This is a genomic window from Pseudomonas sp. AU11447, assembly GCF_001672555.2.
Taxonomy (GTDB): domain Bacteria; phylum Pseudomonadota; class Gammaproteobacteria; order Pseudomonadales; family Pseudomonadaceae; genus Pseudomonas; species Pseudomonas nitroreducens.
The window spans coordinates 23930-49718 of record NZ_LZDG02000044.1 but is presented as its reverse complement, the minus strand read 5'-3'; the positions used below and the strand labels follow the sequence as shown (position 1 = coordinate 49718).

Here is a 25789-nt window from a genome sequence, read left to right as displayed (position 1 = left end):
CGTGAACGCATTGCAAGGCATCGAAGGGCGAGTGGAGTGGGCCGAGCGCCCGAACCCTGCTTGCGCACAAGGACAGATCCGCATCCAGGTCGCCGCCGCGGGACTCAACCGCGCCGACCTGCTGCAAGTGGCCGGGCTCTACCCGCCGCCGCCGGGGGCTAGCGACGTCATCGGCCTGGAATGTGCCGGCGTGGTGACCGAAGTCGGTGCCGGCAGTACCTGGCAGGTGGGCGACCGCGTCTGCGCCCTGCTGGCCGGCGGCGGCATGGCCGAGGAAGTGGTGGTGGACCAGCGTCATGCGCTACCGGTGCCTGCCGGTTTGAGCCTGGCCGAGGCTGCTGCGCTGCCTGAGGTGTACGCCACCGCCTGGCTGAACCTGTTCATGCTTGGCGCTTTGCAACCCGGTGAAAAAGTCCTGCTGCATGCGGGCGCCAGCGGCGTAGGCTCGGCGGGCATCCAGCTGTGCAAGGCCTTCGGCAGCCCTTGCTGGGTCAGCGTCGGTTCAGCCGATCGCCTGGCCTACTGCGAGGCACTGGGGGCCGAGGGCGGCGCGTTGCGTGGCGAGAGCCTCGAATCGCTTCGGGATTTCGCTCCCTTCGATGTGATCCTCGATCCGGTGGGCGCGAACTACGCCAAGCTGGACCTGGAAATCCTGGGTCGCGATGGTCGATGGGTGGTCATCGGCCTGATGGGCGGTCGCAAGGCCGAGCTGGACCTGGCGCTGCTACTGGGCAAGCGGATTCAACTGATCGGCTCGACCCTGCGTTCGCGCGATGCCGACTTCAAGGCCCAGCTGATCGCCGAGCTCGGGCAGAAGGTCTGGCCATTGTTCGAAACCGGCAAGCTGAGCCCGCAACTGGAGCGCACCTTCCCGGTCCGCGATGCGCAAAGCGCGTTCGATGCGCTGGCGAGCAATCAGGTGCAGGGCAAGGTGGTCGTGCTGATCGACGAGAGCCTGAGCTGAGTCGACGTCTTACGCAGGGAGCGCGAATTTGATGTCTGACTCACAGGAGCTTGCAGATGGCCTCCGGAGCGCGGGTTTCTGTTCTGGAGCTTGCCCAACTGGCTGAATGGCCCGTTGTGCCTGCTGCAGATGGCTCTGGGTATTGCCGCCACCATGGTGAGCCTGATGCTGTTCATGCTCACCTTGCCTAAAGAACCCATTTGGATCGTGCCAGGATTCATCGTGGGGTTTTCTGCGGTTTTCCTGGCGGTCGTCACTCATGAGTTTGGTCACTTTCTGGCCGCGCGTTGCTGCAGGATCGCGGTATTGCGCGTGCGGGTCGGCCGCTGGGATGTGCGCATACTCCGCCATGGCTGGAAACTCAGCCGGCGCCCGAAAATTGAGCCGCGATTGGGAGGCTTCGTCATGGCCTTCATGGACCCGCGTGGTGCTTGGCGGCGCCAGCAATTGTGGTTCGTCGCAGGCGGCCCTCTCGCGAACCTGACGCTCGCGGCAGTCGCGGGTCTGGGCGCGTTGCTGGTGGGGAATGGATCAACTCGAGGGGCATTGCTGGCGCTGGCGGCCGCCAACGTTTGTCTGGGCATCGCCAATCTGCTGCCGACACAACGCAAGGCAGTGACCAGCGATGGCCTTTGGCTGTTGCGCTGGTGGCGCGGCCTGGATATCAATCATCCGCAATTGGCGTTCATGCGTCTGATGGGGCTCGCCTGTGCAGGGAAGTGCTCTGACGAGCTTCCTGAAAAGGACCTTCGCTTGCTGGAGATTCAGGAGCAGCCCATGCCGCTAATGGCCCTGTATATCCGTCTCAGGGCACTTCTCGTTCAGGGGAGATGGCAGGAGGCCATGGGTCTCGGCATCGCGTTCCAGGCATATCGCTCCAGCCTTCCTGAGGCCTTGCAGCGTGCCTTGTACGAGCTGCTGCGTTTGATGCTGGTGGAGTTGTCCTTTGCCGAGGCCATGGCGCGGCGGGATGCATCGGGTCTGGTCGACGACTTATTGGTGCCGCGCCTGCGCAGAGAGTACGCCGGTATCTGGGCGCGCTGTCTGGCACTTCGGGCTCAGCTGGCAGGAGATGAAGAGGAGCTGCATCGGCAACTGGCATTGGGGCTCGAGCATGCCGCAAATTCGCCGGATCTTTCCCTTGAAAAGGAAGAGTCGCGAATTCAGCACTGCATGCTCCAGTCATTGCTGGGCTGAACAGCTTACTTCCAGTTCAGAACGTCCCAGCCCATCTTCTGCGCATGCTCCAGCAGCACAGGGTCGGCATTCACCACGTGCGGGTTGCCCACCAGCTTGAGCAGCGGCAGGTCGTTGCGCGAGTCGGAATAGAAGTGTGCGTCGGCCAGTTGGCTGTCGTCGCCTTCGAGCTGGTCGAGCAGGCGCAGCACCTTGCCTTCGCGGTAGGTGAGGGTGCCGACAGTACGGCCGGTGTAGTGCCCGTTCAGCACTTCCAGGTCGATGGCCAGCACTTCGTCGATGCCGATACGTGCGGCAATGGGTTTGACCAGGTGCACGCCAGAGGCGGAGATCACCAGCGGGCGGTCGCCGGCTTCGCGGTGGCGGGCGAGGGTGGCGCACGCGTCGCTGTGGATCAGCGGCTCGATCACGTCCTCGACGAAGGCTTCGACATCGCGCTCGATTTCCTCCACGCTGCGCCCGGCCATCGGTTCCAGGGCGAAGGCCATGTAGTCCTCCATGGGCAGTTTGCCCTGCGCGTACAGCGCCATCAGTTCGGCGTCGCGCTTGAGGAACGACTCCGCGTCGACCCAGCCGAGATCGGCCATGCGCTTGCTCCACAGGCTCGCGCAGTCGCCGTCGATCAGGGTGTCGTCGAGGTCGAATATCACCAGGGCCATCAGGCCACCTCCCGAATGCTTTCAATGTCTACGTGCAGGCCGAGCGTGGTGCCGGCTGGGTACAGGCGCTCGGCGCTGCGGTTGAGGACGTCCACGGTCAGCTCGACGCCATTGGCGTCCACCCGGTAGCGGATCACGTTGCCCAGCAGGCTGTGGGAGAGTACCCGAACCGGAATGCCCTCGCTCGCTTCGGCGCTCAGGCGCAGGGATTCGGGGCGGATCGCCACCTGTTGGCGGAAGGGGCGGTCGAGCAACCGGGTCGCCTGGGCCGCGTCGAGCAGGTTGTAGTTGCCGATGAAGCCGGCAGCGAAGGCGTTTTCCGGCGCGGTGTAGAGGGTTTCCGCATCGCCGCTCTGGACGATGCGTCCGGCATTCATCAGCACGATGCGGTCGGACAGCGTCAGCGCCTCTTCCTGGTCGTGGGTGACGAAGACCGTGGTCAGTTTCAGTTCCTGCTGGATGCGCCGGATCTGTTCGCGCAGGTGCTTGCGGATGCGTGCGTCCAGTGCCGACAGCGGCTCGTCGAGCAGCAGCAGGCGCGGGCGGGTGACCAGTGAGCGGGCCAGGGCGACGCGCTGGCACTGGCCGCCGGAGAGCTGGTGCGGATAGCGAGCGGCGAGTGGGCCGAGTTCGACCATTTCCAGCACCTCGGCCACGCGCTGGGCAGATTCCGCTGCCGGCACCTTGTGCATGCGTAAACCGAAGCCGACGTTCTGCTCCACGGTCATGTTGGGGAACAGCGCGTAGCTCTGGAACACCATGGCGATGCCGCGCTTCTGCGGGCTCTTGGGCACGATGTCCTCGCCGTCCAGCAGGATGCGCCCGCTGTCCACTGCGGTGAGGCCGGCGATGCAGCGCAACAGGGTGGACTTGCCGCAGCCGCTGGGGCCGAGCAGGGTGACGAACTCGCCGCTCTCGGCGGCGAAGTCGATGTCCTGGAACACCGTGGTGCTGCCGTAGCTCTTGTTCAGTGTCTCGACGCTGAGGAAGCTCATGCCTTGTCCTTGCTTAAACGGTTCGCCGCCCAGGTGAGCAGCAGGACGAAGAGGAAGTACGAAACCACCACCGCGCTGGTGTAGTGGCCACTGCTGTTGCGCATGTTGTTGAGGAACACCTGCAGGGTTTCGTAGCGGGTGCCCACCAGCAGGTTGGCGAAGACGAACTCGCCGATGAGGAAGCTGAAGGACAGGAACAGCGCCACCATCAGGCCCTTGCGCAGGTTCGGCAGCACCACCAGCAGGGCGGCCTGCCAGGTGCTGGCGCCGAGCAGGTGGGCGGCGTCCATCAGGTCGTGCAGGTTGATCGCCTGCAGGTTGTTGCTGATCGCCCGGTACATGAAGGGCAGCGCGATGGTGAAGTAGCAGCCGATGAGGATCCATGGCGTGCCGACGATGGGTACCGGGCCCGAGGCGTAGAGCTGAAGCAGGCCGACCGACGAGACCACCGGCGGCACCGCAAAGGGCAGCAGGATCAGTACGTTCATCAGCGCGTCCAGGCGCGGGAAGTAGTAGTGGATGACGAACATCAGCGGCAGGACCAGCGCCACGCTCAGGATCAGCGCGCCGAAGCACACCAGCAGCGATTGGCCGAAGGCGACGAGGAAGCGCGGGTCGCTCCACAGGGTCAGGAACCACTTCAGGGTCAGCCCGTCCGGCAGCACGCTGGCGCTCCAGGAGGTGGCCAGCGAATAGAGCAGGGTGGCGGCCAGCGGCACCAGCAGGATCAGGAATAGCGCGTAGACCACCACGCGGTGGTACAGCGCGTTAGCGTTTCTCGACATGGTAGCTCCGGCGCAGCAGCCACTGGTGGGCCAGGGTAATGATGCTCATCAGGCCGACCAGCACCATCGCCAGGGCGCTGGCCATGTTCGGGTCGAGGAACACGTCGCCCGAGACCAGCCCAGCGATGCGGATCGGCACCACGTTGAAGTTGCCGGTGGTCAGCGAGTAGACCGTGGCGTAGGCGCCCAGCGCGTTGGCCAGCAGGATGACGAAGGTGCCCAGCAGCGCCGGCGTCAGCACCGGGATGCCGATGTGCCGCCAGAACGCCCACTGGCTGGCGCCCAGTAGGGCGGCGGATTCGCGCCAGTCTTCGCGCAGGGCGTCGAAGGCCGGGTAGAGCAGCATCACGCCCAGGGGAATCTGGAAGTAGGTGTAGAGGATGATCAGGCCGGTCTTCGAATAGAGATTGAAGTCCTCGATGATCCCCGCCTGTTTCAGCAGCAGCGTGATGGCGCCGTTGAAGCCCAGGATGATGATGAAGGCGAAGGCCAGCGGCACCCCGGCGAAGTTGCTGGTCATGTTGGCGAAGGCCATCACGAAGTCGCGCAGCTTGCTGTCCACCTGGCGCAGCGAGTAGCTGCCAAGGATGGCGATGAACAGGCCGATCAGGCTCGACCACAGCGAGATTTCCAGGCTGTAGCGGATCGCCTGGAGGTAGAAGGGCGAGCCGAAGATCTCGCTGAAATTGCCCAGGCCCCAACCGTCGCCGGTGCGCACGCTGTTGATCATTACCCACAGCAGCGGCGCGAGCTGGAAGGCGAAGAAGAACAGCGCGAAAGGCAGCAGGCAGAGCAGGGCGAACAGTTTTCCGGTGTTCGATCTCATGCCTTGAGCAGCTCCCGGCAGACCGGTTTGTCGTGGGGCGCGCCGAGGATCTCGCACAGCGTGCCGCAGAGTTCGACCTGGCGCGGGCGTGCCTGATCATCGAGGCTGAATGCCTCGCCGAAGACGAACAGCGGCACTTCGCGCTCCTCGGGGAGGATGCCGCCGTGGCTGCGGTCGTCGTTCATGCCGTGGTCGGCGGTGACCATCACCTGGTAGCCGGCGGCCAGCCACTGGTGCAGGTATTCGGAAAGAATGATGTCGGCATGCCGCGCGCTGTTGCGGTACTGCGGCGTGCCGAGGCCGTGCTTGTGGCCGGTGTCGTCGATGTTCATCGGGTGCACCAGCAGGCAGTTGGGCGCGTGCCGGCGGCGCAGCGACTCGGCATCGGTGAACAGGTGCGAGTCGGGGTAGTGGTCGGTCCAGTAGAAGTGGCCGTGCTGGATCGGCAGGGATTCATCGGCGGTATGACGGTCGCGCGCCGGGTCGAAGGGCGTGCGGTTGTACAGCTCGCTGACCCAGTGATAGGCCGCCGCGGCGGTGGTCAGGCCGGCGTCGCGGGCATAGTGGAACAGGCTGCGCTGGTTCGACAGACGCGATACATCGTTGTGCAGGATGCCGCTATCGATGGGGCGCACGCCGGTGAGGATGCATTCATAGAGCGGGCGGGACAGCGACGGCAGCTCGCATTCGAGCCGATAGAGCTGGCCGCGGCCGGCGTTGCACAGGGCTTGCAGGTGGCCCATGCAGTCGTGGGCGACGCTGTAGTTGAGGCCGTCGAGAACGACCAGGATGACGTCGTGGCGCATGGGCGGGGCCTTGGTCAGACGCGGCCGCCCCGGCGCGAACCGGGGCGGCTGGGCGTCACTGCATGTTGATGATGACGTTTTCCTGCCACTGGCGCGGCAGGCGCTTGGAGGTTTCTTCCCAGGCCTTGGGATCCTTGATCGGTTGGGCCTTGGCGTACTGCTCGTTGGGCAGCAGCTTGGCCTTCACCTCGGCCGGCAGGGTCAGGTGCTCGGCGCGGATCGGACGGGCATTGCCCTTGGCCAGGTTGATCTGGCCGGCGTCGCTGAAGATGTACTCGCGGGCCAGCTTGGCGGCGTTCGGGTTCTTCGCGTACTTGTTGATGATGGTGGTGTAGCCGGAGATCACCGAGCCGTCGGAGGGGATCAGCACCTCGAAGCGCGACGGGTCGATCTGGTCGCGGTAGCTCAGGCCGTTGAAGTCCCAGACGATGCCGACTTCCACTTCACCCTTCTCCAGGGTGTTGATCACCGGGTTGGTCAGCGACAGGCGGCCCTGCTTGGCCAACTGGGCGAAGAACTCCAGGCCCGGCTTGATGTTCTTCTCGTCACCGCCGTTGGCGATGCTGGCGGCCAGCACGCCGTTGACGGCCTGGGCGGCGGCGCTGACGTCACCGATGGTGACCTTGTACTTGCCCTTGAGCAGGTCGGCCCAGCTGTGCGGAACGTCCTTCACCAGCTGCTTGTTGACGATGAAGGCGATGGTGCCGGTGTAGGCGAGTGCCCAATGGCCGTCCTTGTCCTTGGCCCATTCCGGGACCTGGTCCCAGGTGCTGGGCTTGTAGGGCTGGCTGACGTCCATCTGCATCGCGATGGGCCCGAAGGCGGCGCCGACGTCGCCGATGTCGGCGCTGGCGTTTTCCTTCTCGGCCTTGAACTTGGCCAGCTCCTGGGCCGAGCTCATGTCGGTGTCCATGTGCTTCAAGGCGTACTTGCTTTCCAGGTCCTTCCAGGTGTCCTTCCAGTTCGCCCAGCTGTCGGGCATGCCCACGCTGTTGACCTGGCCTTCCTTGCGGGCAGCGGCTTCCAGCGATTGCAGATCGGCGTTGGCCGCCATGGCGAGGCCGCTGCCAAAGGCAATGGCCGATCCCAGCAGTGAAGCAAGCAAGCGTTTCATTCGGTGCTCCTTCGGTTCAGTGTTTTCAAGCGTGGTCTAGATCAGCAAGACGCAGGCCAATCTAAGCGGGGCGGATGACAGTTTGATGTATGCCCCAGGCTCGCCGGCCCGGCCTCGAGCGCCCAGCGGGGTATCGGGGAAAAGCGTAGACCATGGCCAATGCCTTGATCCGCCTGGGCTACGCTGATGTCGTTAACTGGCATGGGCGCTGCTTGCAAAGGCACTGTCACGGGACGGTCATCGGGCTTTCCTAGGATAACGACACCCCATCGGGGGTAAGAAATGCCCTGTTCTGGGGCTGGACTAGTCCAAAAGAGGGAATCGAATGCGCGATACGGCGCTACCCACGGTCACGGCGATCTGCCGCGCACTCATCGAACAGATCGACAGCGGCCTGCTCAGCGCAGGCGGCAAGCTGCCGGCCGAGCGCAAGCTGAGCGAGCTGTTCGATACCACGCGCATCACGTTGCGCGAGGCGCTGGGGCAACTCGAGGCGCAAGGCCTGATTTACCGCGAGGAGCGTCGCGGCTGGTTCGTCTCACCGCCGCGCCTGCTGTACAACCCGCTGGTGCGCAGCCACTACCACGCGATGGTGGAAGGGCAGGGACGCGTGCCGGCGACTGAGGTGCTGTCGGCGCGGCAGGTGCCCGCCAGCGCGGCAATCTGTGAGCTGCTGGAGCTGCCGGCGCTGTCCAGCGTGTACCAGATTCGTCGCGTACGACGAGTGGATGGGCGGCTGGTGCTCTACGTCGAGCACTACCTCAACCCGGCTTACTTCCCCGGCATCCTCGACAGCGACCTGACCTGCTCACTGACCGAGCTGTATGCCAGCCGCTACGACATTCGCTATGGCCGCGTGCGCTTCGACATGGTGCCAACCGCGTTGCACGGTGAAGCCGCCAGCGTACTGCGAGTCGCCGAGGGCAGCCCGGCGCTGCGCATCACCCGCATCAACGGTGATCAGCACGGACGCATCATCGATTGCGATCTGGAGTTCTGGCGACACGACGCCATTCACGTGAGTGTGGAAGTGCCGGATTGATCGCCTGCCGTCGAGCCTGAGTTGTAGGGAGTTATGGACTCGCCGGCCAACTCCGATTCATCAGCTTGCGCCGAACGGCTCCCTCTCCCTTCAGGGAGAGGGCGGGGGAGAGCGAGCTCCACGCCATTCTGAGGCTGGGTGGTTCGTGTGCAAGCTCGCTCCTACAGGATCAAAGGCCGATTCAGCGATCCGGATTCCACTCCGGATAGGCCGGAATCCCATCCTGCGCCAGCCAAGGCCGGTCGTGGGACACCCAGATATGCCGCGCTGGCCGAGAGCCCGGATCCTCGTCCAGGCTGGCTACCCGCACGATGACGTGAGGTTGGCCGTCGCGCTCGGCGATCAGCTGCGTGCCGCAGCGCGGGCAGAACTTACGCAGCTTGCCGGGCGAGGATTCATAAGCTGCCAGCTTGTCCGCGCCACGGGTCCAGCGAAAGTGCTCGCGCATGACCCCCGCCGTACTGGCAAAGGCCGCCGCGTGCGCCTTCTGGCAGGTCCGGCAGTGGCAATGGCCGATAGGCATGTCCAGGCCGTCGATCTCGTAGGCGATGTCGCCGCACAGGCAGCTCCCGCTGAAGGGCATGGCTGGCTCTCCTCGAAGACTCTTCATACAAAAACGCCCGGCGGGGCCGGGCGTTCGGGTCAGGGCAGGTCGGCGCTGTCGTAGAAGGCGCTGAGGACCTTGGCCAGGTAGTGCAGGTCCTGGCTGCCGGCCAGTTCGCGGATGGAGTGCATGGCGAAGGTTGGCAGGCCGATGTCCACGGTACGCACGCCGATCTGGCTGGCGGTGATCGGGCCGATGGTGGAGCCGCAACCCATGTCGCTGCGGGTCACGAAGCTCTGCACCGGCACTTCGTTTTCCAGGCACAGGTGGCGGAAGAAGCCGGCGGTCTCGCTGTTGGTGGCGTAACGCTGGTTGCTGTTGATCTTGATCACCGGGCCGCCGTTGAGCTTCGGGCCGTGGTTGCCGTCGTGCTTGTCGGCGTAGTTCGGGTGTACGCCGTGCGCGTTGTCGGCCGAGACCAGCAGCGAGCGCTGTACGGTACGGGTGAAGGCGTCGCCTTCGGGCAGCAACCGGCGCAGCACTTGCTCCAGGAACGGACCATCAGCGCCGCAGGCGGAGCAGGAGCCCACTTCCTCATGGTCGGTGCAGACCAGCACGCCGCTCTGCTCGTCACTGCTGCCCAGCAGCGCCTGCAGGCCGGCGTAGCAGGACAGCAGGTTGTCCAGGCGGGCACCGGCGATGAACGCCTGGTCGAGGCCGATCACGGCCGCGCGCTGGGTATCGTAGAAGCTCAGCTCGTAGTCGAGGATGGCGTCGGCGGTGATGCCGTGCTCCAGCTGCAGCTGTTCGCCGAGCAGGTCGCGGAAGTCGCGGGTCTCGCCGGCGGCGACCTGGGCGAGGATCGGCGGCAGCTCGGTCTGCGCGTTGATCGACCAGCCGAGGTTGGCTTCGCGGTTGAGGTGGATCGCCAGGTTGGGGATCACCGCAATGGGCGCCCTGAAGTCGATCAGCTTGCTTTCCACCTTGCCGGCCAAGCGGAAGGTGACGCGGCCGGCCAGGGACAGGTCGCGGTCGAACCAGGGCGCGAACAGCGCGCCGCCGTATACCTCGACGCCCAGCTGCCAGTAGCCGCTACGCACCAGCTCGGGGTTCGGTTTGACGCGCAGGCACGGGCTGTCGGTGTGGGCGCCGACCAGGCGCAGGCCGTTCTCCAGCAGCGGCGCGGTGCCGAGCTTGAAGGCGATCAGCGAGGAGTCGTTGCGGGTGACGTAATAGCGGCCACCAGCTTCGGTGCGCCAGGCATCGCGCTCGTCCAGGCGCTGGTAGCCGGCCTCTTCAAGGCGGAGGGCGAGGGCCTGGGTGGCGTGGAAGGGGGTGGGGGAGGCCGCGAGGAAATCGATCAGGCCCTGGTTGAGTTCTGCACGCATGGGTAACTCCGGACAGCGAATGGCCGGAAGTTTAACGTAATTGGGCAAATCTGCGGCCAGGGGAGGACGTTGTAGAAGCGAGCTTGCTCGCGAACCGCCCTGGCTCCGACTTCAACCTCGGTTCGCGAGCAAGCTCGCTCCTGCAGTTCGGTGATGCAGGTAGAGCGGATACAGGCGATCAGAACGGTGTGGGCGACTCGAAGCGCAGGCGCTCGCCGGTCTGCGGGTGGGTCAGGGCCAGCATGCTGGCGTGCAGGCACAGGCGGTCGCGCAGGGTCAGGGCTTCGCCTTCGGCGTACAGGCGGTCACCCAGCAGCGGGTGGCCGATGGTCAGCATGTGCACGCGCAGCTGGTGCGAGCGACCGGTGATTGGCGTGAGTTCGACGCGGCTCCAGTTGCCGTGGCGCTCCATGACCCGCCAGAAGGTCAGCGCATGACGGCCCTGTTCGAAGTCCACCACGTGGCGCGGCTTGGTTGGCGGGTCGTAGCGCAGCGGTGCCTCGATGCGGCCACTGTCCAGTTCCGGCTCACCCCAGCACAGGGCGGTGTAGGCCTTCTCGGTCTCGCGGTCGTGGAACTGGCGGGACAGCTCGCGGTGGCTGTCGGCATCACGGGCCAGCACGATCAGCCCGGAGGTCTCCCAGTCCAGCCGGTGGACGATGCGCGCTTCCGGGTAGCCGTTCTCCTGCAAACGGGTGATCAGGCAGTCCTTGTTGTCGTCCGCCCGGCCGGGCACGGAGAGCAGCAGGGTGGGCTTGTTCACCACCAGCAGGGCGGCGTCCTCATGGACGAATTCGATCTGGGAAAGCGGCATGGAAGCTCTTGCGCGAATAAGAATGACGAAAACGACTGCGGCGGCCGAAGCCGCCGCAGGTTCACCACAGCCGGATCAACGCTCCGGCAGGGTGATGTTGAGTTCCAGGATCGAACAGCTGCCCTGGTTGGCCAGCTCGACCTGGACTTGTTCCTGGTCGATGGGCACGTATTTGCGGATCACTTCCAGCAGGTCTTTCTGCAACTGCGGGAGGTAGTCCGGTTGCGAACGGTTGCCGCGCTCGTGGGCGACGATGATCTGGAGTCTTTCTTTCGCGATGGATGCGCTGTTTTGCGCCTTCCGGCTGCGGAAGAAATCTAAAAGGCTCATTCACGTCCTCCGAACAGTCGTTGCAGGAATCCTTTCTTCTGCACATCGAGGAACCGATGGGGCATTTCCTTGCCCAGCAGTCGCTCGACGGCGTCGCTGTACGCCTGGCCAGCATCGCTCTCTTCATCGAGGATGACCGGTACGCCCTGGTTGGATGCCTTCAGCACGGCCTGGGATTCCGGGATCACGCCGAGCAGACGGATGGCCAGGATTTCCTCGACGTCCTCGACGCCGAGCATTTCGCCCTTGGTGACGCGCTCGGGGTTGTAGCGGGTCAGCAGCAGGTGTTCCTTGATCGCGTCCTCGCCTTTCTCGGCGCGGGCGGACTTGCTGGCCAGCAGGCCGAGCATGCGGTCGGAGTCGCGGACCGAGGAGACTTCCGGGTTGGTCACGACGATCGCCTCGTCGGCGTAGTACATGGCCAGGTGGGCGCCTTTCTCGATGCCGGCCGGGGAGTCGCAGATCACGTAGTCGAAGGACTGCTTGAGTTCTTCGATGACCTTGCCGACGCCTTCCTGGGTGAGGGCGTCCTTGTCGCGGGTCTGGCTGGCAGCCAGTACGAACAGGTTCTCGAGGCGCTTGTCCTTGATCAGGGCCTGGGTCAGGGTGGCTTCGCCGTTGATGACGTTGACGAAGTCGTAAACCACGCGGCGTTCGCAGCCCATGATCAGGTCGAGGTTACGCAGGCCCACGTCGAAGTCGACGATGACGGTCTTGTGGCCGCGCAGGGCCAGGCCGGTGCCGATGGCTGCGCTGGTGGTGGTTTTACCGACGCCACCCTTACCGGAAGTGACTACGAGGATCTTGGCCAAGGTGATTCACCCCAAAGAAAAAACGAAGAATTCTGGTCCCTGAAAGTCGCGGCAGTATCCGTTAAAGGCGGGTGATGTTCAACACGTCACCCGACAGGCTGACGTGCACCGCCTGCCCCCATTGCGGACTGCGTCGAAGGTCTTCGGCGACCTTGTAATTACCAGCGATGGACACGAGTTCCGCGGCCAGCTGCTGGCAGAAAATACGTGCGCTGGTATCGCCCTTGACACCTGCCAGGGCGCGTCCGCGCATCGGACCGTACACATGGATATTTCCGTCGGCGAGAAGTTCCGCACCCGGGCTGACGGGGGCGAGCACGATCAGGTCGCCGCCAGCGGCGTAGATCTGCACGCCGCCGCGGACCGGAGTGGTCACCAGCTTGGTCGGGCGGACGACCGGTGCCGGCGGTTCGGCGGGCTTTTGCTCAGCGGCTTCCTTGGCCGGCTCCAGCGTTTCGGCAGTTGCCTCGGCGGGCGCTTCTGCGGCGTTCTCCGGCTTGGCCTCGGTGGACTGCTCAGCTGGTTTCTCGGCCGGTTTCTCGGCCTGCACGCCAGCGCCGGCGGCCTGCTCGACCACTTTTTCCGAAAGTTTTTCGCCGCGCGGGCGACGTACCGGCGCGGCGCCGGTCACCTGCGGGACGGCGTCCTTGGGTTCGACCGGGCGCTCGCGGGAGGAGCCCGACGGCGGCAGCACGGGGATGTCGAACATGGTGGCTAGGCGGATGTCTTCCTCGCGGCTGGCGCGGATGGCCAGGGTGCGCAGGCCGTGGCGGCGGCAGATGTCCAGCACGCCTTGCAGGTCGAGCTGGCCTTCGCCGTCGGGCAGCTTGTCCAGCGCCAGCACCAGCGGGGTGTCGCGGAAGAAGTTGGGGGCCTGGGCGACCTTGTCGGCGAGCTGGCGGTCCAGGCGCGGCAGGTCATTGTGGGCCAGTTCCAGAACGGTGACGGCCAGCATGCTGCCCTTGAGCTGGAATACGGGATCGTGGTCGAGAAGGTCGGCTTGGCTCATGGTCAGGCTGCATCACTAAATGGTGTGGACTTATAACGGAGCGCCCCGGCAGCCGCAAGCGTGGCGCACGGCCAGGGCCTGAAGGCGGGCGCGGTGTGCGCCGGCAAGGTAGAATGTCGGGCTTTGACCTAGCCGGAAAGTTCCATGGACCGCCCCACCTTTCGCCGTGAGTTCCTCCATCCCCGCCACTGGCCGCTCTGGCTCGGCCTCGGCGTGCTGTGGCTGGTGGTGCAGCTGCCGTACCCGGCGCTACTGGGCCTGGGCCGCGGACTGGGGGCGCTGATGTACCGCGTGGTCGGCAGCCGCCGAGCGATCGCCGCACGCAATCTGGAGTTGTGTTTCCCGGAACTGTCCGCCGCCGAGCGCAAGCGTCTGCTCAAGGAAAACTTCGCATCCACCGGCATCGCCTTCTTCGAGATGGCCATGAGCTGGTGGTGGCCCAAGGCCCGTCTGGCCAAGCTCGCCCACATCGAAGGCATCGAGCACCTGAAGAAGGCCGAGGCCGAAGGCAAGGGCGTGATCCTCATGGCCATGCACTTCACCACCCTGGAGATCGGCGCGGCGCTGCTGGGCCAGGTGCAGACCATCGACGGCATGTACCGCGAGCACGATAACCCGGTGTTCGACTTCGTCCAGCGTACCGGCCGCGAGCGGCATAACGCCGACGCTACCGCCATCGAGCGCGAGGATGTGCGCGCCATGCTCAAGGTGCTGCGCGCCGGCCGGGCCATCTGGTACGCGCCGGACCAGGATTACGGCGCCAAGCAGAGCCTGTTCGTGCCGTTGTTCGGCATCCAGGCGGCTACTGTCACCGCCACCACCAAGTTCGCCCGCCTGGGCCGCGCGCTGGTGCTGCCCTTTACCCAGTCGCGCCTGGCTGACGGCTCGGGCTACCGCCTGACCATCCATCCGCCGCTGGAAGATTTCCCCGGCGAGAGCGAAGAGGCCGACTGCCTGCGTATCAACCAATGGGTGGAAAGCGAGATTCGCCGTCAGCCCGAGCAGTACCTCTGGGCGCATCGGCGCTTCAAGAGCCGCCCCGAGGGCGAGCCGAAGCTCTACGACAAGAAGTAGGCCGGGGCGGTCTACGCTGGTAACGACGCGACAAGGACTTCAGCTGTGACCGACTCCGCCACTGCACCGACTTCCCCGGCCGTCACCGGCCTCATACTTTCCGGCGGCGGCGCGCGGGCGGCCTACCAGGTCGGCGTGCTGGCCGCCATCGCCGAGCTGCTGCCCGAGGGGGCGGAGAATCCCTTCCCGGTGATCGTCGGCACTTCAGCTGGCGCCATCAATGCCGTCGGCCTCGCCTGCGGTGCGCTGTCCTTCACCGGCGCGGTGGAGCGCCTGACCAAGGTCTGGAAGGGTTTTCGCACCGGGCAGGTGTACCGTTCCGACTGGCCGGGCGTGTTCAGCCAGGCCTTCAAGTTCCTCGGCCACAGCCTGCTCGGGCTGGGCAAGCGCGAGCCGGTGGCGCTGCTGGACAGCACCCCGTTGCGCTATCTCCTGGAGCGCGAATTGGACCTGTCCGGCATCGCCGCCGCGGTGCGCCGCCGCAACCTGCGCGCAGTGGCAGTCACCGCATTCGGCTACGAGTCCGGGCAGGCGGTGACCTTCTACCAAGGCCGCGCCACCATCGATCCGTGGCTGCGCCACCGGCGTATCGGCGTGCCGACGCGCCTGCAGATCGAGCATTTGCTGGCCAGTTCGGCGATTCCGTTGCTGTTCCGCCCGGTGAAGATTCTCCGCGAGTTCTTCGGCGACGGTGCGGTTCGGCAGCAGGCGCCGATCAGCCCGGCGTTGCATCTGGGCGCCAACCGCGTTCTGGTGATTGGTGTGAGCGGCAATCCCACCGTCGGCAGTGCCAACGAGTCCGTGGCGAACTACCGTACCGGCCAGCCGCCGAGCCTGGCGCAGGTAGGTATCCATCTTCTCAACAGCACCTTCATCGACAGCCTGGAAGGCGATATCGAGTTGCTGCACCGCATCAACTTCCTCAGTTCGCTGGTCCCCGAGGAGGCGCGCCGCTCGACGTTGGGGCTGGCGCCGGTGGACGTGCTGCTGATTTCGCCAAGCCGGCCGCTGGACGAGATCGCCGCGCAGTATCGCCACGAACTGCCGCGCGCGTTGCGCCTGTTCCTGCGCGGGCCGGGGGCGACCAAGGCGAGCGGGGCGGGCGTGCTCAGCTACCTGCTGTTCGAGCCGGGCTACTGCAATGCGCTGATCGATCTGGGGTATCGCGATGCCATGGAAAAGCGCGCGGAGATCGCGCGCTTTCTGGGGATGGAGGAGTGGTCGCTGTAGGAACCCTTCGTGGGATGGCGTGGAGCGAAGCGATACCCATCATTTTTCCGGCCGCTCCGGACGATGGGTATCGCAAGCTCCACCCATCCTACGAAAGCTCATTGGGCTTCAGTCAGACCGCGAAAACGCCATCGCGGTAGTCGCGCAGGGCCTGCTCGATTTCCTCGCGGCTGTTCATCACGAACGGGCCGTACTGCACGATGGGCTCATTGAGCGGCTTGCCGGCCAGCAGCAGGACGCGCGCGCCTTGGTCGCTGGACAGCTGGATCTTGTCGCCCTGGCCCAGGCGCACCAGGCGGTTGGTGGCGACGTTCTCGTTGCCGCGCTCGCCCGGTACCTGCAGCGAACCCTCATAGACGTACAGCATCACCCGATGGCCCGCCGGAATCTGCGGAGCCACCGAAGTGCCCGCCGGCAGGACCAGATCGTAATAGTGCGGTTCGGTGCCCGGACGCTGTACCGCGCCATCGACGGCGGTCTCGCCGTCGTCGAAGCGCCCGGCGATCACGGTCACGCCCACACCTTGCCCGGTGGTCACGCGCGGCACGTCTTCCGGCTCGATATCGCGGTAGCCGGCCGGGGACAGCTTGTCCTTCGCCGGCAGGTTCAGCCACAGCTGGAAGCCACGCATGGCGCCTTCCACCTGCTCGGGCATCTCGCTGTGGATGATGCCGTGGGCCGCCGTCATCCACTGCACGCCGCCGGGCTTGAGCAGGCCGGTATTGCCCAGGTGGTCTTCGTGGCGCATGCGCCCTTCGAGCATGTAGGTGACGGTCTCGAAGCCGCGGTGCGGGTGCGAGGGGAAGCCGGCGATGTAGTCGTCGGGGTTCTGCGTGTCGAACTGGTCGAGCATCAGGAACGGATCGAAGCGTTCGATGCCCGCACCGCCAATGACGCGGGTCAGGCGCACGCCGGCGCCGTCGGAGGCCGGGTGGCCGATGTGCTGGTCGATCACGGTACGTAAACGGGTCATGGGGACCTCCTTGATCTGTGAATGGAGATCATCCTAGTCCCAATTGATGGATAAATGGTTGCGAGTTTTTCAGCTTACCAATCGATAAAATAGATGTATTAATGAAAAGAAAACCGCCGCCCAAGGGCGACGGTTCCGATTCACTCCTGAATCTGCAGGCGCCGGGCTTCGGTGTAGAAGTAGCGCAGCTTCTCGTACTCGAAGGGCGTGTTCATCTGCCCGTAGCGGAAGCCATTGCTGTAGCGCTTGTCGATGATCTCCAGCACCGGCAGTTCCCAGTACTCGCGGCTGATCTCCGAGTAGTCCAGGTAGTTCACTTCGCGGGCGGCGACGAAGTCGGTGACCAGCCCGCCGGTGTCGCGCAGGTTGGACGGGCCGAGGATCGGCAGCATCAGGTAGGGGCCATCGGGGACGCCCCAGTAGCCCAGCGTCTGGCCGAAGTCCTCGCTGAGCTTGGGCAGGCCCATGGCGGTGGCCGGGTCCCACAGGCCGCCGATGCCGAAGATGGTGTTGAACAGCAGCCGCGCGGTGCTGTTCGCCGCGCGCTGGGGCTTGAGCTGGGCAACGCTGTTGAGCAGCGTCGGCACTTCGCCCAGGTTGCTGAAGAAGTTGCTCACGCCAGTACGCACGAAGTGCGGGGTGACGTACTCGTAGCCGTGCACCACGGGCAGGAAGACCCACTCGTCGAAGCGGTAGTTGAAGTGATAGACCCGGCGGTTCCACGACTCCCAGGGGTCGTAGACGTTGAGCGCGTCGAAGGTGGCGCGCTCGAACTCGCGCTGGTCCAGGCCGGGGTTGAACTTCAGTGCGTCGAGCGGGTGCTTGAAGCCGTCGTCGTCCGGCGCCATGTCGAACTTGGTGGTGATGGGCGTCTGTACCGGTTGCGCGGTCTCGGCCTGGGCGACGCCGCAGGCCAGCAGCAGGGCAAGAGTCCAGGAATGGCGGAGTGGCATGGAGTCAGTTCCCTGTCTGCGCGGTGGCCAGGCCGTCGGCCGGAGCACCCTGTCCCTTGAAGAAGCCCAGCATGTCCTGGGCGTTCACGCGGTAATTGAGGTTGCCGCAGTGGCCGCCGCGTGGGTAGAGCGTCAGGCGATCACCAAAGGTGCGGCGCAGGAAGCCGATATCGCCCGGGCCAAGGATGACGTCGTCGGCGTTGTGCATGACGGCGATCTTCGGGCTCTGCTTCAGGTAGTCCTGGACCCCATACAGGCTGACCTGGTCGACCAGCTGCGGGAGGCTGCCGCCGTCGTACTTGGCGCGCCATAGCGGCATCAACTGGTCGGTCATGTAGCACTCGAAGTCGCACTGCATGGCGCGCTTGAAGAACGGCGTCAGGCTGGTGCCTTCGGTGATCGGGTACTTGGGCGGGGTGATCAGGCCGCGGCGGTTGATCAGGTCGGAGGTGAAGGCGATGTCGGCGGAGGAGAAGCGGAACACCGCGCCGATCAGCATCGCCATCTCTTCATTGGAGAGGTGTTGCTTGGACTGCTGCAGGTCGAAGAGGAAGGCGTCGTTGAGGTCGACGTAGCCCTTCTGGTTGAAGTAGCGGGTCAGCTTGGCCAGGATCACCTGGTAGAAGGTGTTGGTGTCGTTGATGCCCTTGACCTGGGTCTGCACCAGCTTGTCGAGGTTGCTCACCGAGGTGTAGAGGTTCACCGGCGGGTTGAGCAGCAACACTCGCTTGAAGTTGAAGCTGCGGCGGGTTTCGTCGAGCTTGCTGACAAAGGCTGCGTGCAGCGCGCCCAGGCTGTAGCCGGTCAGGTAGTAGTCGCTGACAGGCAGGTCCGGATGCTGCGCGCGCACCGCCTGCATGACTCTGTACAGGTCGTCGGCATCGTCGGGCGTGTAGCCGGGAGTGGCGACGTGGGAAGCGCCGACCATGAAGTCCCAGCTGGTCGGCGAGGACAGTTGCACCACGTGGTAGCCGGCGCCGTAGAAGAGGCGCTTGAGGTACTCCGGCGTCGTGCTGGCATAGTTGGCGCCGGTGCCGGCAATGATGAATACCAGCGGCGCCTTGTGGTTCTGCCAGGCCAGGCGGTAGTGCAGCTTCTTCACTGGCCAGAAGTTGCTCGGCAGCTCGTACTCGCGCTCGGGGCGCAGCTTGAGTGCGTAGTCCGACTGGCGGATGTCCTCGTCCGCCGGCAGTTGCGGGCGCAGCTCCGGCGGGGTGGTGGCGATGGTCGCCTCGAACGGGTTGATCAATGGGTAGCCGTAGCTGGCCTGATCCACATCGCGGGCAAATGCCGGCCCGGCGAGTCCCAGTGCGAGGCAACCGATCAGGGCAGCCAAGCGGTCAAGAAATGTCATGGTTCGGAGTCCTTTCAAGAGGAGGCCAACTCAAAGGTGACCGGCGATTAAGACCAGCACATTTCCGACAAGTGCAACTTGCTTGTCAGCCTTTGCGCGCGAGGTCCCCGAGTGCGTCACCGGTTAGACGATAGACGCTCCATTCGTCCTGTGGGCGCGCGCCCAGGCTGCGATAGAAACCAATGGCCGGTTCGTTCCAGTCCAGCACCGACCATTCCAGCCGGCCACAGCCACGTTCCACTGCCAGCCGCGCCAGCTCCGTGAGCAGTGCCTTGCCCAGGCCGGCGCCACGCGCCGCGGGGCGCACGTAGAGGTCTTCGAGGTAGATGCCGGGCTGGCTCAGCCAGGTGGAGTAGTTGTGGAAGAACAGCGCAAAACCCTGGGGCGCGCCGTCCACCTCGCCGATCAGCACCTCGGCGTAGGGGCGCGGGCCGAACAGGTGGTCGTGCATGCGCTGGGCGTCGGCCTTCACCTCGTGGACCAGCTTTTCATAGTCGGCCAGCTCGCGGATGAGGTCGAGAATCAGCGGGATGTCGTCGGGGACGGCAGGGCGCAGGGTGGCACGAGGCATCGGTAATTCCTTGCAGGGCGGGATCGCAGCGAGGATGCCCAAAGGCAGGCGCGGCTGGCAACCGGGCGCTTCAGTAATGCTCCAGGCTTTCCACCCAGACCAGCTCGCAGGCGCCGGCGCTGGTGTCCTCGCGGGTCAGCGAACTGACCCAGCGCCAACCGTCATCGCCCTCCACGCGTACCAGCTTGCCGGAGAGGCGAATGTGCTCGCCGGCGCTGACCTGGGCCAGGGTGCGCGCCACGTCGTCATTGGCCGGGATCATATGCATGTTGGCGGCATGGGTCTCCAGCTCCCGGCGGGGAATCGGCAGCTTGTCGGCGTGCCAGTAGAACCAGCGGTTGCCCTGGGTGATACGGATATCGGCCAGCACGCGCGGATCATCCATCGGCCCCCAGCCCAGGGCGAGATCGGTGGGCGACAACTCCGCCTCGCGACCCAGGCGGTAATCCTCGCGGCCCAGCACGCGCGCCTCGATGCTGAAATCCTCCAGCGGATAGATGGAATAGCGCTCCAGGCGGAAACCGCCATTGGCCAGTGTCTGGCTGTGCTGCTGCGGCGCCTGGGGACGCTCGGTCGGCCAGAGCCACCAGAAGCTGCCCGCCAGGCAGGCCAGCAGGAACAGGGTCGATCGTTTCATCGAAGGCTCCATTACTGGGCGAAGTCTAGGCTGCAACCGGCCCCCCTTGCATCGGCCCTTGCGCTGGTTATGCTGGGCGCCGATTTCCCGCCTGCCCGGAGTAGTGGCGCCATGTCCCGTCGTTTGCCCCTGATCCTCCTGCTGCTCGCCCTGGCCCTGTGGCTGGCCGCCAGTTATGGCGTACGTTTCGGGCTGATGGAGGATGGCCGCTGGGTCGGCATCTGCGCCGACGAGGCCGCGCGCTGGGAGTGCGGCGTGCGTTCGCAGCTGGGTTGGGCGATCCACTTCGGCGTATTCGGCAAGCTGGCCCTGGGGCTTTCGCTGCTGGCGTTCTTCGTGCCGCGCCAGGCCGGCTGGTGGCTGGCGGTGCTGGCGATGCTGGTCACGCTGCCGGCGTTGGTGCTGTACAACGCCGGGCTCGCGGTGTTCGCGGTGGTATTGGCCGGGTTGCGCCTGGTGCGGGCAGCAGGACGCTGAGTCAGGCCTTTTGCGGCGCCAGCCGTCCGCGTAACAGTGCGCCGAGCAGGAGCAGGCTCACCGCAGCCCAGCCCAGTGCCTGAAGATTGCTCAAGCCTTCCAGCGCCAGCTGTGCCGGAATCCCGGCGGCAATGATCAATGCCAGCAACAGTGCTTCTCGACGTGGTGTCGCAACCGGCCGGCACAGATAGACCAGCGCCGGGAACAGCAGTGCCGCGCTGGGGAAGCTGCGGTAGCGCGCGTCGAAGACCATCCCGAGCATCAGTACCGCGCCAGCGAAACCGGCCGCCGCCAGCCACAGGCCGGCGTGGCGCTGCAGCCAGCCGAACGCCTTCGACCGCCAACCCGCGCGGGCTGACAGCGCCAGGCTGATGTGCAGCAGCACCAGCAGGTTGAGGCCCACCAGTGCCGCCGACCAGAGCCACTCGCCCCAGAAGCGGCTGGTGATCACCGACAGCTCCAGCCACAGGCCGATGCAGCCGGCGCCGAGTGCGCCAACCAGCGGCAACAGGAAGGCATGGCGGGCAGAGGCGGGGCGGCCGCCGACGAGCAATCCAGCGAGCAGGATCACGCCGGAAAGTCCCAGCCAAAGCGGCCAGCCCGGCAGGTTGCTGACCGGCCCGGCGAGCACGCCTTTCTCCTCGCGATCGGCGCTGAACAGGCCCCAGTAACCGCCCACCGCGCCTTCGCTCTGGCGTTTCCAGGGCTGGTCGAAGGCTTCGATCAGGTTGTAGCGCCAGCCTTTCTCCTCCGCCATGTGCACGAAGCCGCGGATGAAGCGCGCCTCGTTGACGCGGCTGGGCAGGGCGGTTTCGCGCTGGCGGCCTTCGCTGGGCCAGCCGGTTTCGCCGATCAGGATGTCCTTGGGGGCGAACTCGCGGCCGAAGTCTTCGCGGATCTTCGCCACGTGGGCGAGTGCATCGTCGATCCCGCTGGGATTGTCTTCCCAGTACGGCAACAGATGGATGGTGACGAAGTCTACCGCCGGGGCGATCTCCGGGTGCTGGTGCCAGAAGTCCCAGACGTCGGCGTAGGTCACCGGTTGGCGCACACGAGCCTTCACCTTGTGGATCAGCCCGGCGAGGTAGCGCCCGGTAACTTCCTTGCGCAACAGGGTCTCGTTGCCGACGATCACCGCCTGTACCACGTCCGGGTACTGGTTGGCCGCCTTGATCAGTGCCTCGACTTCCCTATCGGTATCCACCGGGTTGGCATTGACCCAGGCGCCGAGCATCAGCTTCAGGCCGTGCTTGCGCGCCAGCGCCGGGATGCCTTCCAGGCCGGTCATGGAATAGGTGCGCACGCACTCGAAGCGCGTTGCCAGCAGCGCCAGGTCGGCGTCCATCTGCCCCGGGCGCAGGACGAAGGGCTGGTCGAAGGGCGACTGGTCCTTGGCGAACGGGCTGTAGGACGCGCATTGCAGCTTGTGTGTGGGCGTGGCCGCGTCGGGCAGGGCCACCGGTTTGCCCAGGCCGTACCAAAGGCCGCCGAGGGCGATCAGGGCAAGCAGCAGGGCGAGAAGGTAAGGGAGAAGCGGAAAGCGCGAGGACTGGGGCATGGGGGCACGCGAACCGTGGCGAGGCGCGCATCTTAGCAACGCCGCTCGCCGCCGTCAGTGCCCGTGCGAGGCGTTCACGCGTGGCGGTGAATCCAGTTGTGCGTCGGCTGGGCCGCGTTGCCCTCGATGCGCTTCCAGAACTTCTCGTGGAAGTGGAAGCCCACCGCGTTGCACAGCGGCTCGACGATCGCCACCAGGCCGCCCACGGTGATGCTGCCGGTCAGCGCGTAGGCGACGCTGAAGGCGATGGCGAAGTGCATCAGGGTGAAGGTGACGGTCTTGAGCATGGTGGCAATCCTCCAGTCGAGAATGATTCTCCGTTGCTGAAAGACTACTGCGCGGGAACCCCGCCGGGTAATCGAGCCTCTGTATGGAGGCGATAGGCCGGCACCTTCGTCGCGGATGGAATGGCGCGGTCGTGGATGGACGGATTCTGTCGTGGATCGGACCGTTTGGCGTCGTTCTCAGAGCAGTTCGCCAGCAGCGGGCGCCGATCATGAAAGGGCGGCCAAGACCGCGAATGGCGCCGGGTCCACTCGGACGCCGCAACGAAAAATCACGGGGAGAAAACCATGTCTATGATGCGACGCCTGTTGGGCCTTGGCGCAGGGCTGGTGCTGTCGGCAGCGGCCGGGCTGGCCGGTGCGGCGGCCAAGCCGGAAATCACCATCGGTTACGTGGACGGCTGGTCGGACAGCGTGGCCACCACGCACGTGGCCGCCGAGATCATGCGCGAGAAGCTCGGCTACCAGGTCAAGCTGATGCCGGTTGCCGCCGGGATCATGTGGCAGGGCGTGGCGCGCGGCAAGCTCGACGCCATGCTCTCGGCCTGGCTGCCGGTCACCCACGGCGCCTACTACGAGAAGATGAAGGACAAGGTCACCAACCTGGGCGTGAACTACCCAGGTGCGAAGATCGGCCTGATCGTGCCCGAATACGTGAAAGCCAACAGCATCGAGGACCTCAAGGCGCAGAAGGATGACTTCGGCGGCCGCATCGTCGGCATCGACGCCGGCGCGGGGGTGATGCTCAAGACCGACCAGGCGATCAAGGACTACGGCCTGGACTACAAGCTGGTAGCCAGTTCCGGCAGCGGCATGATCGCCGAGCTGACCCGCGCGGAGAACGACAAGAAGGCCATCGCCGTCACCGGCTGGATTCCGCACTGGATGTTCGCCAAGTGGAAGCTGAAGTTCCTCGAAGACCCGAAAAAGGTCTACGGCGAAGAGGAGCATGTCGACAGCGTCGCCAACCCGGCGCTGGAGAAAAAGGCGCCGGAAGTCTGGGCCTTCCTGAAGAAATTCCAGTGGAAGGACGGCCAGGAAATCGGCGAAGTCATGCTCGCGGTGCAGAACGGCGAGAAGCCGGAAGTGGCCGCCAAGAAATGGGTCGAAGCGCATCCGGATCGCGTGAAAGAGTGGCTGTGATCTTCTAGGCCGAACTGACGCGAGCAACAGAAGAATCCCCCGCGAACGCCATCGTTCGCGGGGGATTTTTTTATTCCGAGGCGTCTATTCCGGGCTTGTTCGCAAGAGAGGGCAAATCGCTACGACTAAAGTCGTCTGGAGCGCTTGCAGCGGACACATAAATTAGGGATCGACGACATCCGCGTCATCCCCGCTGTGAGGACAAGAACAAAATGAACGACAGCATCTACCAGCGGATTGATACCAATCCGCGCTTCAAAGAGTTGGTGGCCAAGCGCGAGCGATTCGCCTGGCTGCTCTCCCTGATCATGTTGGGCCTGTACGTGGTCTTCATCCTGCTCATCGCCTTCCAGCCGCAGCTGCTCGGCGCGAAGATCAGTGCCGATTCGTCCGTCACCTGGGGCATCCCCATGGGCGTCGGGCTGATCCTCTCGGCCTTCGTGCTCACCGGCATCTACGTGCGCCGGGCGAACGGTGAATTCGACCGCCTCAACCAGGAAATCCTCAAGGAGGCCCAGCAATGAAAGGCCGTATCGCCGCGGCCCTCGCGCTGGCCGCATTCGCTCCCGCACTCTGGGCTGACGCCCTCACCGGCGAGGTACAGCGCCAGCCGCTGAACGTCTCCGCCATCGTCATGTTCGTCGCTTTCGTCGGCCTGACCCTTTGCATCACCTACTGGGCCTCCAAACGCAGCAAATCCGCCGCTGACTTCTACACCGCGGGCGGTAGCATCACCGGCTTCCAGAACGGCCTGGCGATCGCCGGCGACTACATGTCCGCCGCCTCCTTCCTCGGCATTTCCGCGCTGGTGTTCACCTCCGGCTACGACGGCCTGATCTACTCCATCGGCTTCCTCGTCGGTTGGCCGATCATCCTCTTCCTGATCGCCGAACGCCTGCGCAACCTGGGCAAGTACACCTTCGCCGACGTGGCGTCCTACCGCCTCAAGCAGAAGGACATCCGCACCCTGTCCGCCTGCGGCTCGCTGGTGGTCGTGGCCTTCTACCTGATCGCGCAGATGGTCGGCGCCGGCAAGCTCATCGAGCTGCTGTTCGGCCTGAACTACCACGTCGCCGTGGTCCTGGTCGGCATCCTGATGGTGCTGTACGTGCTGTTCGGCGGCATGCTCGCCACCACCTGGGTACAGATCATCAAGGCCGTGCTGCTGCTCTCGGGCGCTACCTTCATGGCGATCATGGTGCTCAAGCACGTCAACTTCGACATCAGCACCCTGTTCTCCGAAGCCATCAAGGTCCACCCGAAAGGCGAGGGCATCATGAGCCCCGGCGGCCTGGTGAAGGACCCGATCTCCGCGTTCTCCCTGGGCTTCGCGCTGATGTTCGGCACTGCCGGCCTGCCGCACATCCTGATGCGCTTCTTCACCGTCAGTGACGCCAAGGAAGCCCGCAAGTCGGTGTTCTTCGCTACCGGCTTCATCGGCTACTTCTACATCCTGACCTTCATCATCGGCTTCGGCGCGATCCTGCTGGTCAGCACCAACCCGGACTTCAAGGACGCCACCGGCGCCCTGCTGGGCGGCAACAACATGGCCGCCGTACACCTGGCCGACGCCGTGGGGGGCAGCCTGTTCCTCGGCTTCATCTCCGCCGTGGCCTTCGCCACCATCCTCGCGGTGGTTGCCGGCCTGACCCTGGCCGGTGCCTCGGCGGTGTCCCACGACCTGTACGCCAGCGTGCTCAAAGGCGGCAAGGCCAACGAGAAGGATGAGCTGCGCGTGTCGAAGATCACCACTATCTGCCTCGGCGTGGTGGCCATCGTCCTCGGCATCCTGTTCGAGAAGCAGAACATCGCCTTCATGGTCGGCCTGGCCTTCTCCATCGCTGCCAGCTGCAACTTCCCGGTACTGCTGCTCTCCATGTACTGGAAGAAACTGACCACCCGTGGCGCGAAGATCGGCGGCTGGCTCGGCCTGATCACCGCGGTGACCCTGATGATCCTCGGCCCGACCATCTGGGTACAGATCCTCGGCCACGAGAAAGCCATCTACCCGTACGAGTACCCGGCGCTGTTCTCCATGGCCGTGGCCTTCATCGGCATCTGGTTCTTCTCCATCACCGACAAGTCCGCCGCTGCCGACGAGGAGCGTGCACGCTTCTTCCCGCAATTCATTCGCTCGCAGACCGGCCTGGGTGCCACTGGCGCCGTTGCCCACTGATCGCTTGAGCTAACCTGCCGGGGCCGGAGGTGGAAACACCTCCGGCCCTGCTTTTTTGACAGGGATGGATAACG

28 protein-coding genes are annotated in these 25789 nt (G+C 65.1%); 9 read left to right on the top strand and 19 right to left on the bottom strand.

Annotation, left to right across the window (positions count from 1 at the left end; all coding sequences use genetic code 11):
- The first annotated feature begins 1 nt into the window (after position 1).
- Positions 2 to 964 (top strand): NAD(P)H-quinone oxidoreductase, encoded by a 963-nt coding sequence (locus tag A6723_RS15170; RefSeq protein ID WP_054911161.1) that lies wholly within the window; start codon positions 2 to 4, stop codon positions 962 to 964.
- Positions 965 to 1054: 90 nt separating this feature from the next.
- The gene (locus A6723_RS15165; protein ID WP_139092994.1) at positions 1055 to 2161 is read left to right on the top strand and encodes a M50 family metallopeptidase; all 1107 of its coding nucleotides are present in this window, start codon (positions 1055 to 1057) and stop codon (positions 2159 to 2161) included.
- 5 nt (positions 2162 to 2166) lie between these two features.
- Here A6723_RS15165 and A6723_RS15160 read toward each other — a convergent pair whose 3' ends face one another.
- From A6723_RS15160 to A6723_RS15135, 6 genes are read right to left on the bottom strand one after another with little or no spacing between them, the layout of a single operon-like run.
- Complete coding sequence (locus A6723_RS15160) at positions 2167 to 2820, bottom strand: HAD family phosphatase (RefSeq protein ID WP_054911163.1); 654 nt, start codon at positions 2818 to 2820, stop codon at positions 2167 to 2169.
- Positions 2820 to 3815 (bottom strand): ABC transporter ATP-binding protein, encoded by a 996-nt coding sequence (locus A6723_RS15155; protein WP_054911164.1) that lies wholly within the window; start codon positions 3813 to 3815, stop codon positions 2820 to 2822. The genes A6723_RS15160 and A6723_RS15155 overlap by 1 nt, the downstream gene beginning before the upstream one ends.
- A complete protein-coding gene (locus A6723_RS15150; RefSeq protein ID WP_037009239.1) occupies positions 3812 to 4600 on the bottom strand; it encodes an ABC transporter permease in 789 nt (262 codons plus the stop codon). Before A6723_RS15150 ends, A6723_RS15155 begins: the two co-directional genes overlap by 4 nt.
- A complete protein-coding gene (locus A6723_RS15145) occupies positions 4584 to 5426 on the bottom strand; it encodes an ABC transporter permease subunit (RefSeq protein WP_054911165.1) in 843 nt (280 codons plus the stop codon). The genes A6723_RS15150 and A6723_RS15145 overlap by 17 nt, the downstream gene beginning before the upstream one ends.
- Positions 5423 to 6232 (bottom strand): alkaline phosphatase family protein, encoded by an 810-nt coding sequence (locus tag A6723_RS15140; RefSeq protein WP_054911166.1) that lies wholly within the window; start codon positions 6230 to 6232, stop codon positions 5423 to 5425. Before A6723_RS15140 ends, A6723_RS15145 begins: the two co-directional genes overlap by 4 nt.
- A 55-nt stretch (positions 6233 to 6287) precedes the next feature.
- A complete protein-coding gene (locus A6723_RS15135; protein WP_054911167.1) occupies positions 6288 to 7346 on the bottom strand; it encodes an ABC transporter substrate-binding protein in 1059 nt (352 codons plus the stop codon).
- 325 nt (positions 7347 to 7671) lie between these two features.
- Between A6723_RS15135 and A6723_RS15130 the strand changes: the two genes are divergently transcribed.
- The gene (locus tag A6723_RS15130; protein ID WP_054911168.1) at positions 7672 to 8388 is read left to right on the top strand and encodes a UTRA domain-containing protein; all 717 of its coding nucleotides are present in this window, start codon (positions 7672 to 7674) and stop codon (positions 8386 to 8388) included.
- Positions 8389 to 8569: 181 nt separating this feature from the next.
- Here the strand turns inward: A6723_RS15130 and A6723_RS15125 are convergent, their stop codons facing one another.
- The 6 genes from A6723_RS15125 to minC form a co-directional block, all read right to left on the bottom strand.
- Complete coding sequence (locus tag A6723_RS15125) at positions 8570 to 8971, bottom strand: GFA family protein (RefSeq protein WP_054911169.1); 402 nt, start codon at positions 8969 to 8971, stop codon at positions 8570 to 8572.
- A 59-nt stretch (positions 8972 to 9030) separates the two neighbouring features.
- Positions 9031 to 10320 carry a M18 family aminopeptidase gene (locus tag A6723_RS15120; RefSeq protein WP_054911170.1) on the bottom strand — a complete coding sequence of 430 codons (1290 nt, stop codon included), beginning with the start codon at positions 10318 to 10320 and terminating at the stop codon, positions 9031 to 9033.
- A gap of 178 nt (positions 10321 to 10498) precedes the next feature.
- Positions 10499 to 11134: an RluA family pseudouridine synthase gene (locus A6723_RS15115; RefSeq protein ID WP_054911171.1), complete on the bottom strand. Its 636-nt coding sequence runs from the start codon at positions 11132 to 11134 to the stop codon at positions 10499 to 10501.
- A gap of 75 nt (positions 11135 to 11209) precedes the next feature.
- Positions 11210 to 11464 carry a cell division topological specificity factor MinE gene (gene minE / locus A6723_RS15110; RefSeq protein ID WP_045210300.1) on the bottom strand — a complete coding sequence of 85 codons (255 nt, stop codon included), beginning with the start codon at positions 11462 to 11464 and terminating at the stop codon, positions 11210 to 11212.
- Positions 11461 to 12276 (bottom strand): septum site-determining protein MinD, encoded by an 816-nt coding sequence (gene minD, locus A6723_RS15105; RefSeq protein WP_017522034.1) that lies wholly within the window; start codon positions 12274 to 12276, stop codon positions 11461 to 11463. Before minD ends, minE begins: the two co-directional genes overlap by 4 nt.
- A gap of 61 nt (positions 12277 to 12337) precedes the next feature.
- Positions 12338 to 13285 (bottom strand): septum site-determining protein MinC, encoded by a 948-nt coding sequence (gene minC, locus A6723_RS15100; RefSeq protein WP_054911126.1) that lies wholly within the window; start codon positions 13283 to 13285, stop codon positions 12338 to 12340.
- A 144-nt stretch (positions 13286 to 13429) separates the two neighbouring features.
- Here minC and A6723_RS15095 point away from each other — a divergent pair, with 144 nt between their 5' ends.
- Together A6723_RS15095 and A6723_RS15090 are read left to right on the top strand one after the other, a co-directional pair.
- Positions 13430 to 14359, top strand: coding sequence for a lipid A biosynthesis lauroyl acyltransferase (locus tag A6723_RS15095; protein ID WP_054911125.1), 930 nt, complete (start codon positions 13430 to 13432; stop codon positions 14357 to 14359).
- 45 nt (positions 14360 to 14404) lie between these two features.
- The gene (locus tag A6723_RS15090) at positions 14405 to 15589 is read left to right on the top strand and encodes a patatin-like phospholipase family protein (protein ID WP_064979773.1); all 1185 of its coding nucleotides are present in this window, start codon (positions 14405 to 14407) and stop codon (positions 15587 to 15589) included.
- A gap of 112 nt (positions 15590 to 15701) precedes the next feature.
- Here A6723_RS15090 and A6723_RS15085 read toward each other — a convergent pair whose 3' ends face one another.
- The 5 genes from A6723_RS15085 to A6723_RS15065 form a co-directional block, all read right to left on the bottom strand.
- Positions 15702 to 16562 carry a pirin family protein gene (locus A6723_RS15085; protein ID WP_054911123.1) on the bottom strand — a complete coding sequence of 287 codons (861 nt, stop codon included), beginning with the start codon at positions 16560 to 16562 and terminating at the stop codon, positions 15702 to 15704.
- A gap of 140 nt (positions 16563 to 16702) precedes the next feature.
- Positions 16703 to 17515, bottom strand: a complete 813-nt coding sequence (locus tag A6723_RS15080) for a VacJ family lipoprotein (protein WP_054911122.1) — start codon at positions 17513 to 17515, stop codon at positions 16703 to 16705.
- A gap of 4 nt (positions 17516 to 17519) precedes the next feature.
- Positions 17520 to 18869, bottom strand: a complete 1350-nt coding sequence (locus A6723_RS15075) for an alpha/beta fold hydrolase (protein ID WP_054911121.1) — start codon at positions 18867 to 18869, stop codon at positions 17520 to 17522.
- A gap of 85 nt (positions 18870 to 18954) precedes the next feature.
- Positions 18955 to 19440, bottom strand: a complete 486-nt coding sequence (locus A6723_RS15070) for a GNAT family N-acetyltransferase (protein ID WP_054911120.1) — start codon at positions 19438 to 19440, stop codon at positions 18955 to 18957.
- Between the two features lie 70 nt (positions 19441 to 19510).
- Positions 19511 to 20077 carry a hypothetical protein gene (locus A6723_RS15065; protein WP_054911119.1) on the bottom strand — a complete coding sequence of 189 codons (567 nt, stop codon included), beginning with the start codon at positions 20075 to 20077 and terminating at the stop codon, positions 19511 to 19513.
- Between the two features lie 111 nt (positions 20078 to 20188).
- Between A6723_RS15065 and A6723_RS15060 the strand changes: the two genes are divergently transcribed.
- Positions 20189 to 20554, top strand: coding sequence for a hypothetical protein (locus A6723_RS15060; RefSeq protein ID WP_054911118.1), 366 nt, complete (start codon positions 20189 to 20191; stop codon positions 20552 to 20554).
- Between the two features lies 1 nt (position 20555).
- Here the strand turns inward: A6723_RS15060 and A6723_RS15055 are convergent, their stop codons facing one another.
- Entirely contained in the window at positions 20556 to 22112 is a 1557-nt protein-coding gene (locus A6723_RS15055; protein ID WP_054911117.1) for a hypothetical protein, read from the bottom strand.
- A 74-nt stretch (positions 22113 to 22186) separates the two neighbouring features.
- Positions 22187 to 22399, bottom strand: a complete 213-nt coding sequence (locus tag A6723_RS15050; RefSeq protein ID WP_024763444.1) for a DUF2061 domain-containing protein — start codon at positions 22397 to 22399, stop codon at positions 22187 to 22189.
- Between the two features lie 285 nt (positions 22400 to 22684).
- Here A6723_RS15050 and A6723_RS15045 point away from each other — a divergent pair, with 285 nt between their 5' ends.
- The 3 genes from A6723_RS15045 (at position 22685) to A6723_RS15035 (ending at position 25715) form a co-directional block, all read left to right on the top strand.
- Entirely contained in the window at positions 22685 to 23539 is an 855-nt protein-coding gene (locus A6723_RS15045) for a glycine betaine ABC transporter substrate-binding protein (RefSeq protein ID WP_054911116.1), read from the top strand.
- A gap of 212 nt (positions 23540 to 23751) precedes the next feature.
- Positions 23752 to 24063, top strand: a complete 312-nt coding sequence (locus A6723_RS15040) for a DUF485 domain-containing protein (protein ID WP_024763446.1) — start codon at positions 23752 to 23754, stop codon at positions 24061 to 24063.
- Positions 24060 to 25715 carry a cation acetate symporter gene (locus A6723_RS15035; RefSeq protein ID WP_054911115.1) on the top strand — a complete coding sequence of 552 codons (1656 nt, stop codon included), beginning with the start codon at positions 24060 to 24062 and terminating at the stop codon, positions 25713 to 25715. Before A6723_RS15040 ends, A6723_RS15035 begins: the two co-directional genes overlap by 4 nt.
- Positions 25716 to 25789 lie beyond the last annotated feature (74 nt).

Excerpts from the sequence above, each read along its gene's own strand:
- A6723_RS15150 (WP_037009239.1), bottom strand. The coding sequence starts at position 4,600 with ATGTCGAGAAACGCTAACGCGCTGTACCACCGCGTGGTGGTCTACGCG.
- A6723_RS15115 (WP_054911171.1), bottom strand. The coding sequence starts at position 11,134 with ATGCCGCTTTCCCAGATCGAATTCGTCCATGAGGACGCCGCCCTGCTG.
- A6723_RS15060 (WP_054911118.1), top strand. The coding sequence starts at position 20,189 with ATGTCCCGTCGTTTGCCCCTGATCCTCCTGCTGCTCGCCCTGGCCCTG.
- A6723_RS15075 (WP_054911121.1), bottom strand. The coding sequence starts at position 18,869 with ATGACATTTCTTGACCGCTTGGCTGCCCTGATCGGTTGCCTCGCACTG.
- A6723_RS15140 (WP_054911166.1), bottom strand. The coding sequence starts at position 6,232 with ATGCGCCACGACGTCATCCTGGTCGTTCTCGACGGCCTCAACTACAGC.
- A6723_RS15135 (WP_054911167.1), bottom strand. The coding sequence starts at position 7,346 with ATGAAACGCTTGCTTGCTTCACTGCTGGGATCGGCCATTGCCTTTGGC.
- A6723_RS15095 (WP_054911125.1), top strand. The coding sequence starts at position 13,430 with ATGGACCGCCCCACCTTTCGCCGTGAGTTCCTCCATCCCCGCCACTGG.
- A6723_RS15130 (WP_054911168.1), top strand. The coding sequence starts at position 7,672 with ATGCGCGATACGGCGCTACCCACGGTCACGGCGATCTGCCGCGCACTC.
- A6723_RS15045 (WP_054911116.1), top strand. The coding sequence starts at position 22,685 with ATGTCTATGATGCGACGCCTGTTGGGCCTTGGCGCAGGGCTGGTGCTG.
- minC (WP_054911126.1), bottom strand. The coding sequence starts at position 13,285 with ATGAGCCAAGCCGACCTTCTCGACCACGATCCCGTATTCCAGCTCAAG.
- A6723_RS15145 (WP_054911165.1), bottom strand. The coding sequence starts at position 5,426 with ATGAGATCGAACACCGGAAAACTGTTCGCCCTGCTCTGCCTGCTGCCT.
- A6723_RS15080 (WP_054911122.1), bottom strand. The coding sequence starts at position 17,515 with ATGCCACTCCGCCATTCCTGGACTCTTGCCCTGCTGCTGGCCTGCGGC.
- A6723_RS15085 (WP_054911123.1), bottom strand. The coding sequence starts at position 16,562 with ATGACCCGTTTACGTACCGTGATCGACCAGCACATCGGCCACCCGGCC.
- A6723_RS15120 (WP_054911170.1), bottom strand. The coding sequence starts at position 10,320 with ATGCGTGCAGAACTCAACCAGGGCCTGATCGATTTCCTCGCGGCCTCC.
- A6723_RS15065 (WP_054911119.1), bottom strand. The coding sequence starts at position 20,077 with ATGAAACGATCGACCCTGTTCCTGCTGGCCTGCCTGGCGGGCAGCTTC.
- A6723_RS15050 (WP_024763444.1), bottom strand. The coding sequence starts at position 22,399 with ATGCTCAAGACCGTCACCTTCACCCTGATGCACTTCGCCATCGCCTTC.
- A6723_RS15040 (WP_024763446.1), top strand. The coding sequence starts at position 23,752 with ATGAACGACAGCATCTACCAGCGGATTGATACCAATCCGCGCTTCAAA.
- A6723_RS15160 (WP_054911163.1), bottom strand. The coding sequence starts at position 2,820 with ATGGCCCTGGTGATATTCGACCTCGACGACACCCTGATCGACGGCGAC.
- A6723_RS15035 (WP_054911115.1), top strand. The coding sequence starts at position 24,060 with ATGAAAGGCCGTATCGCCGCGGCCCTCGCGCTGGCCGCATTCGCTCCC.
- A6723_RS15155 (WP_054911164.1), bottom strand. The coding sequence starts at position 3,815 with ATGAGCTTCCTCAGCGTCGAGACACTGAACAAGAGCTACGGCAGCACC.
- A6723_RS15125 (WP_054911169.1), bottom strand. The coding sequence starts at position 8,971 with ATGCCCTTCAGCGGGAGCTGCCTGTGCGGCGACATCGCCTACGAGATC.
- A6723_RS15070 (WP_054911120.1), bottom strand. The coding sequence starts at position 19,440 with ATGCCTCGTGCCACCCTGCGCCCTGCCGTCCCCGACGACATCCCGCTG.
- A6723_RS15055 (WP_054911117.1), bottom strand. The coding sequence starts at position 22,112 with ATGCCCCAGTCCTCGCGCTTTCCGCTTCTCCCTTACCTTCTCGCCCTG.
- minE (WP_045210300.1), bottom strand. The coding sequence starts at position 11,464 with ATGAGCCTTTTAGATTTCTTCCGCAGCCGGAAGGCGCAAAACAGCGCA.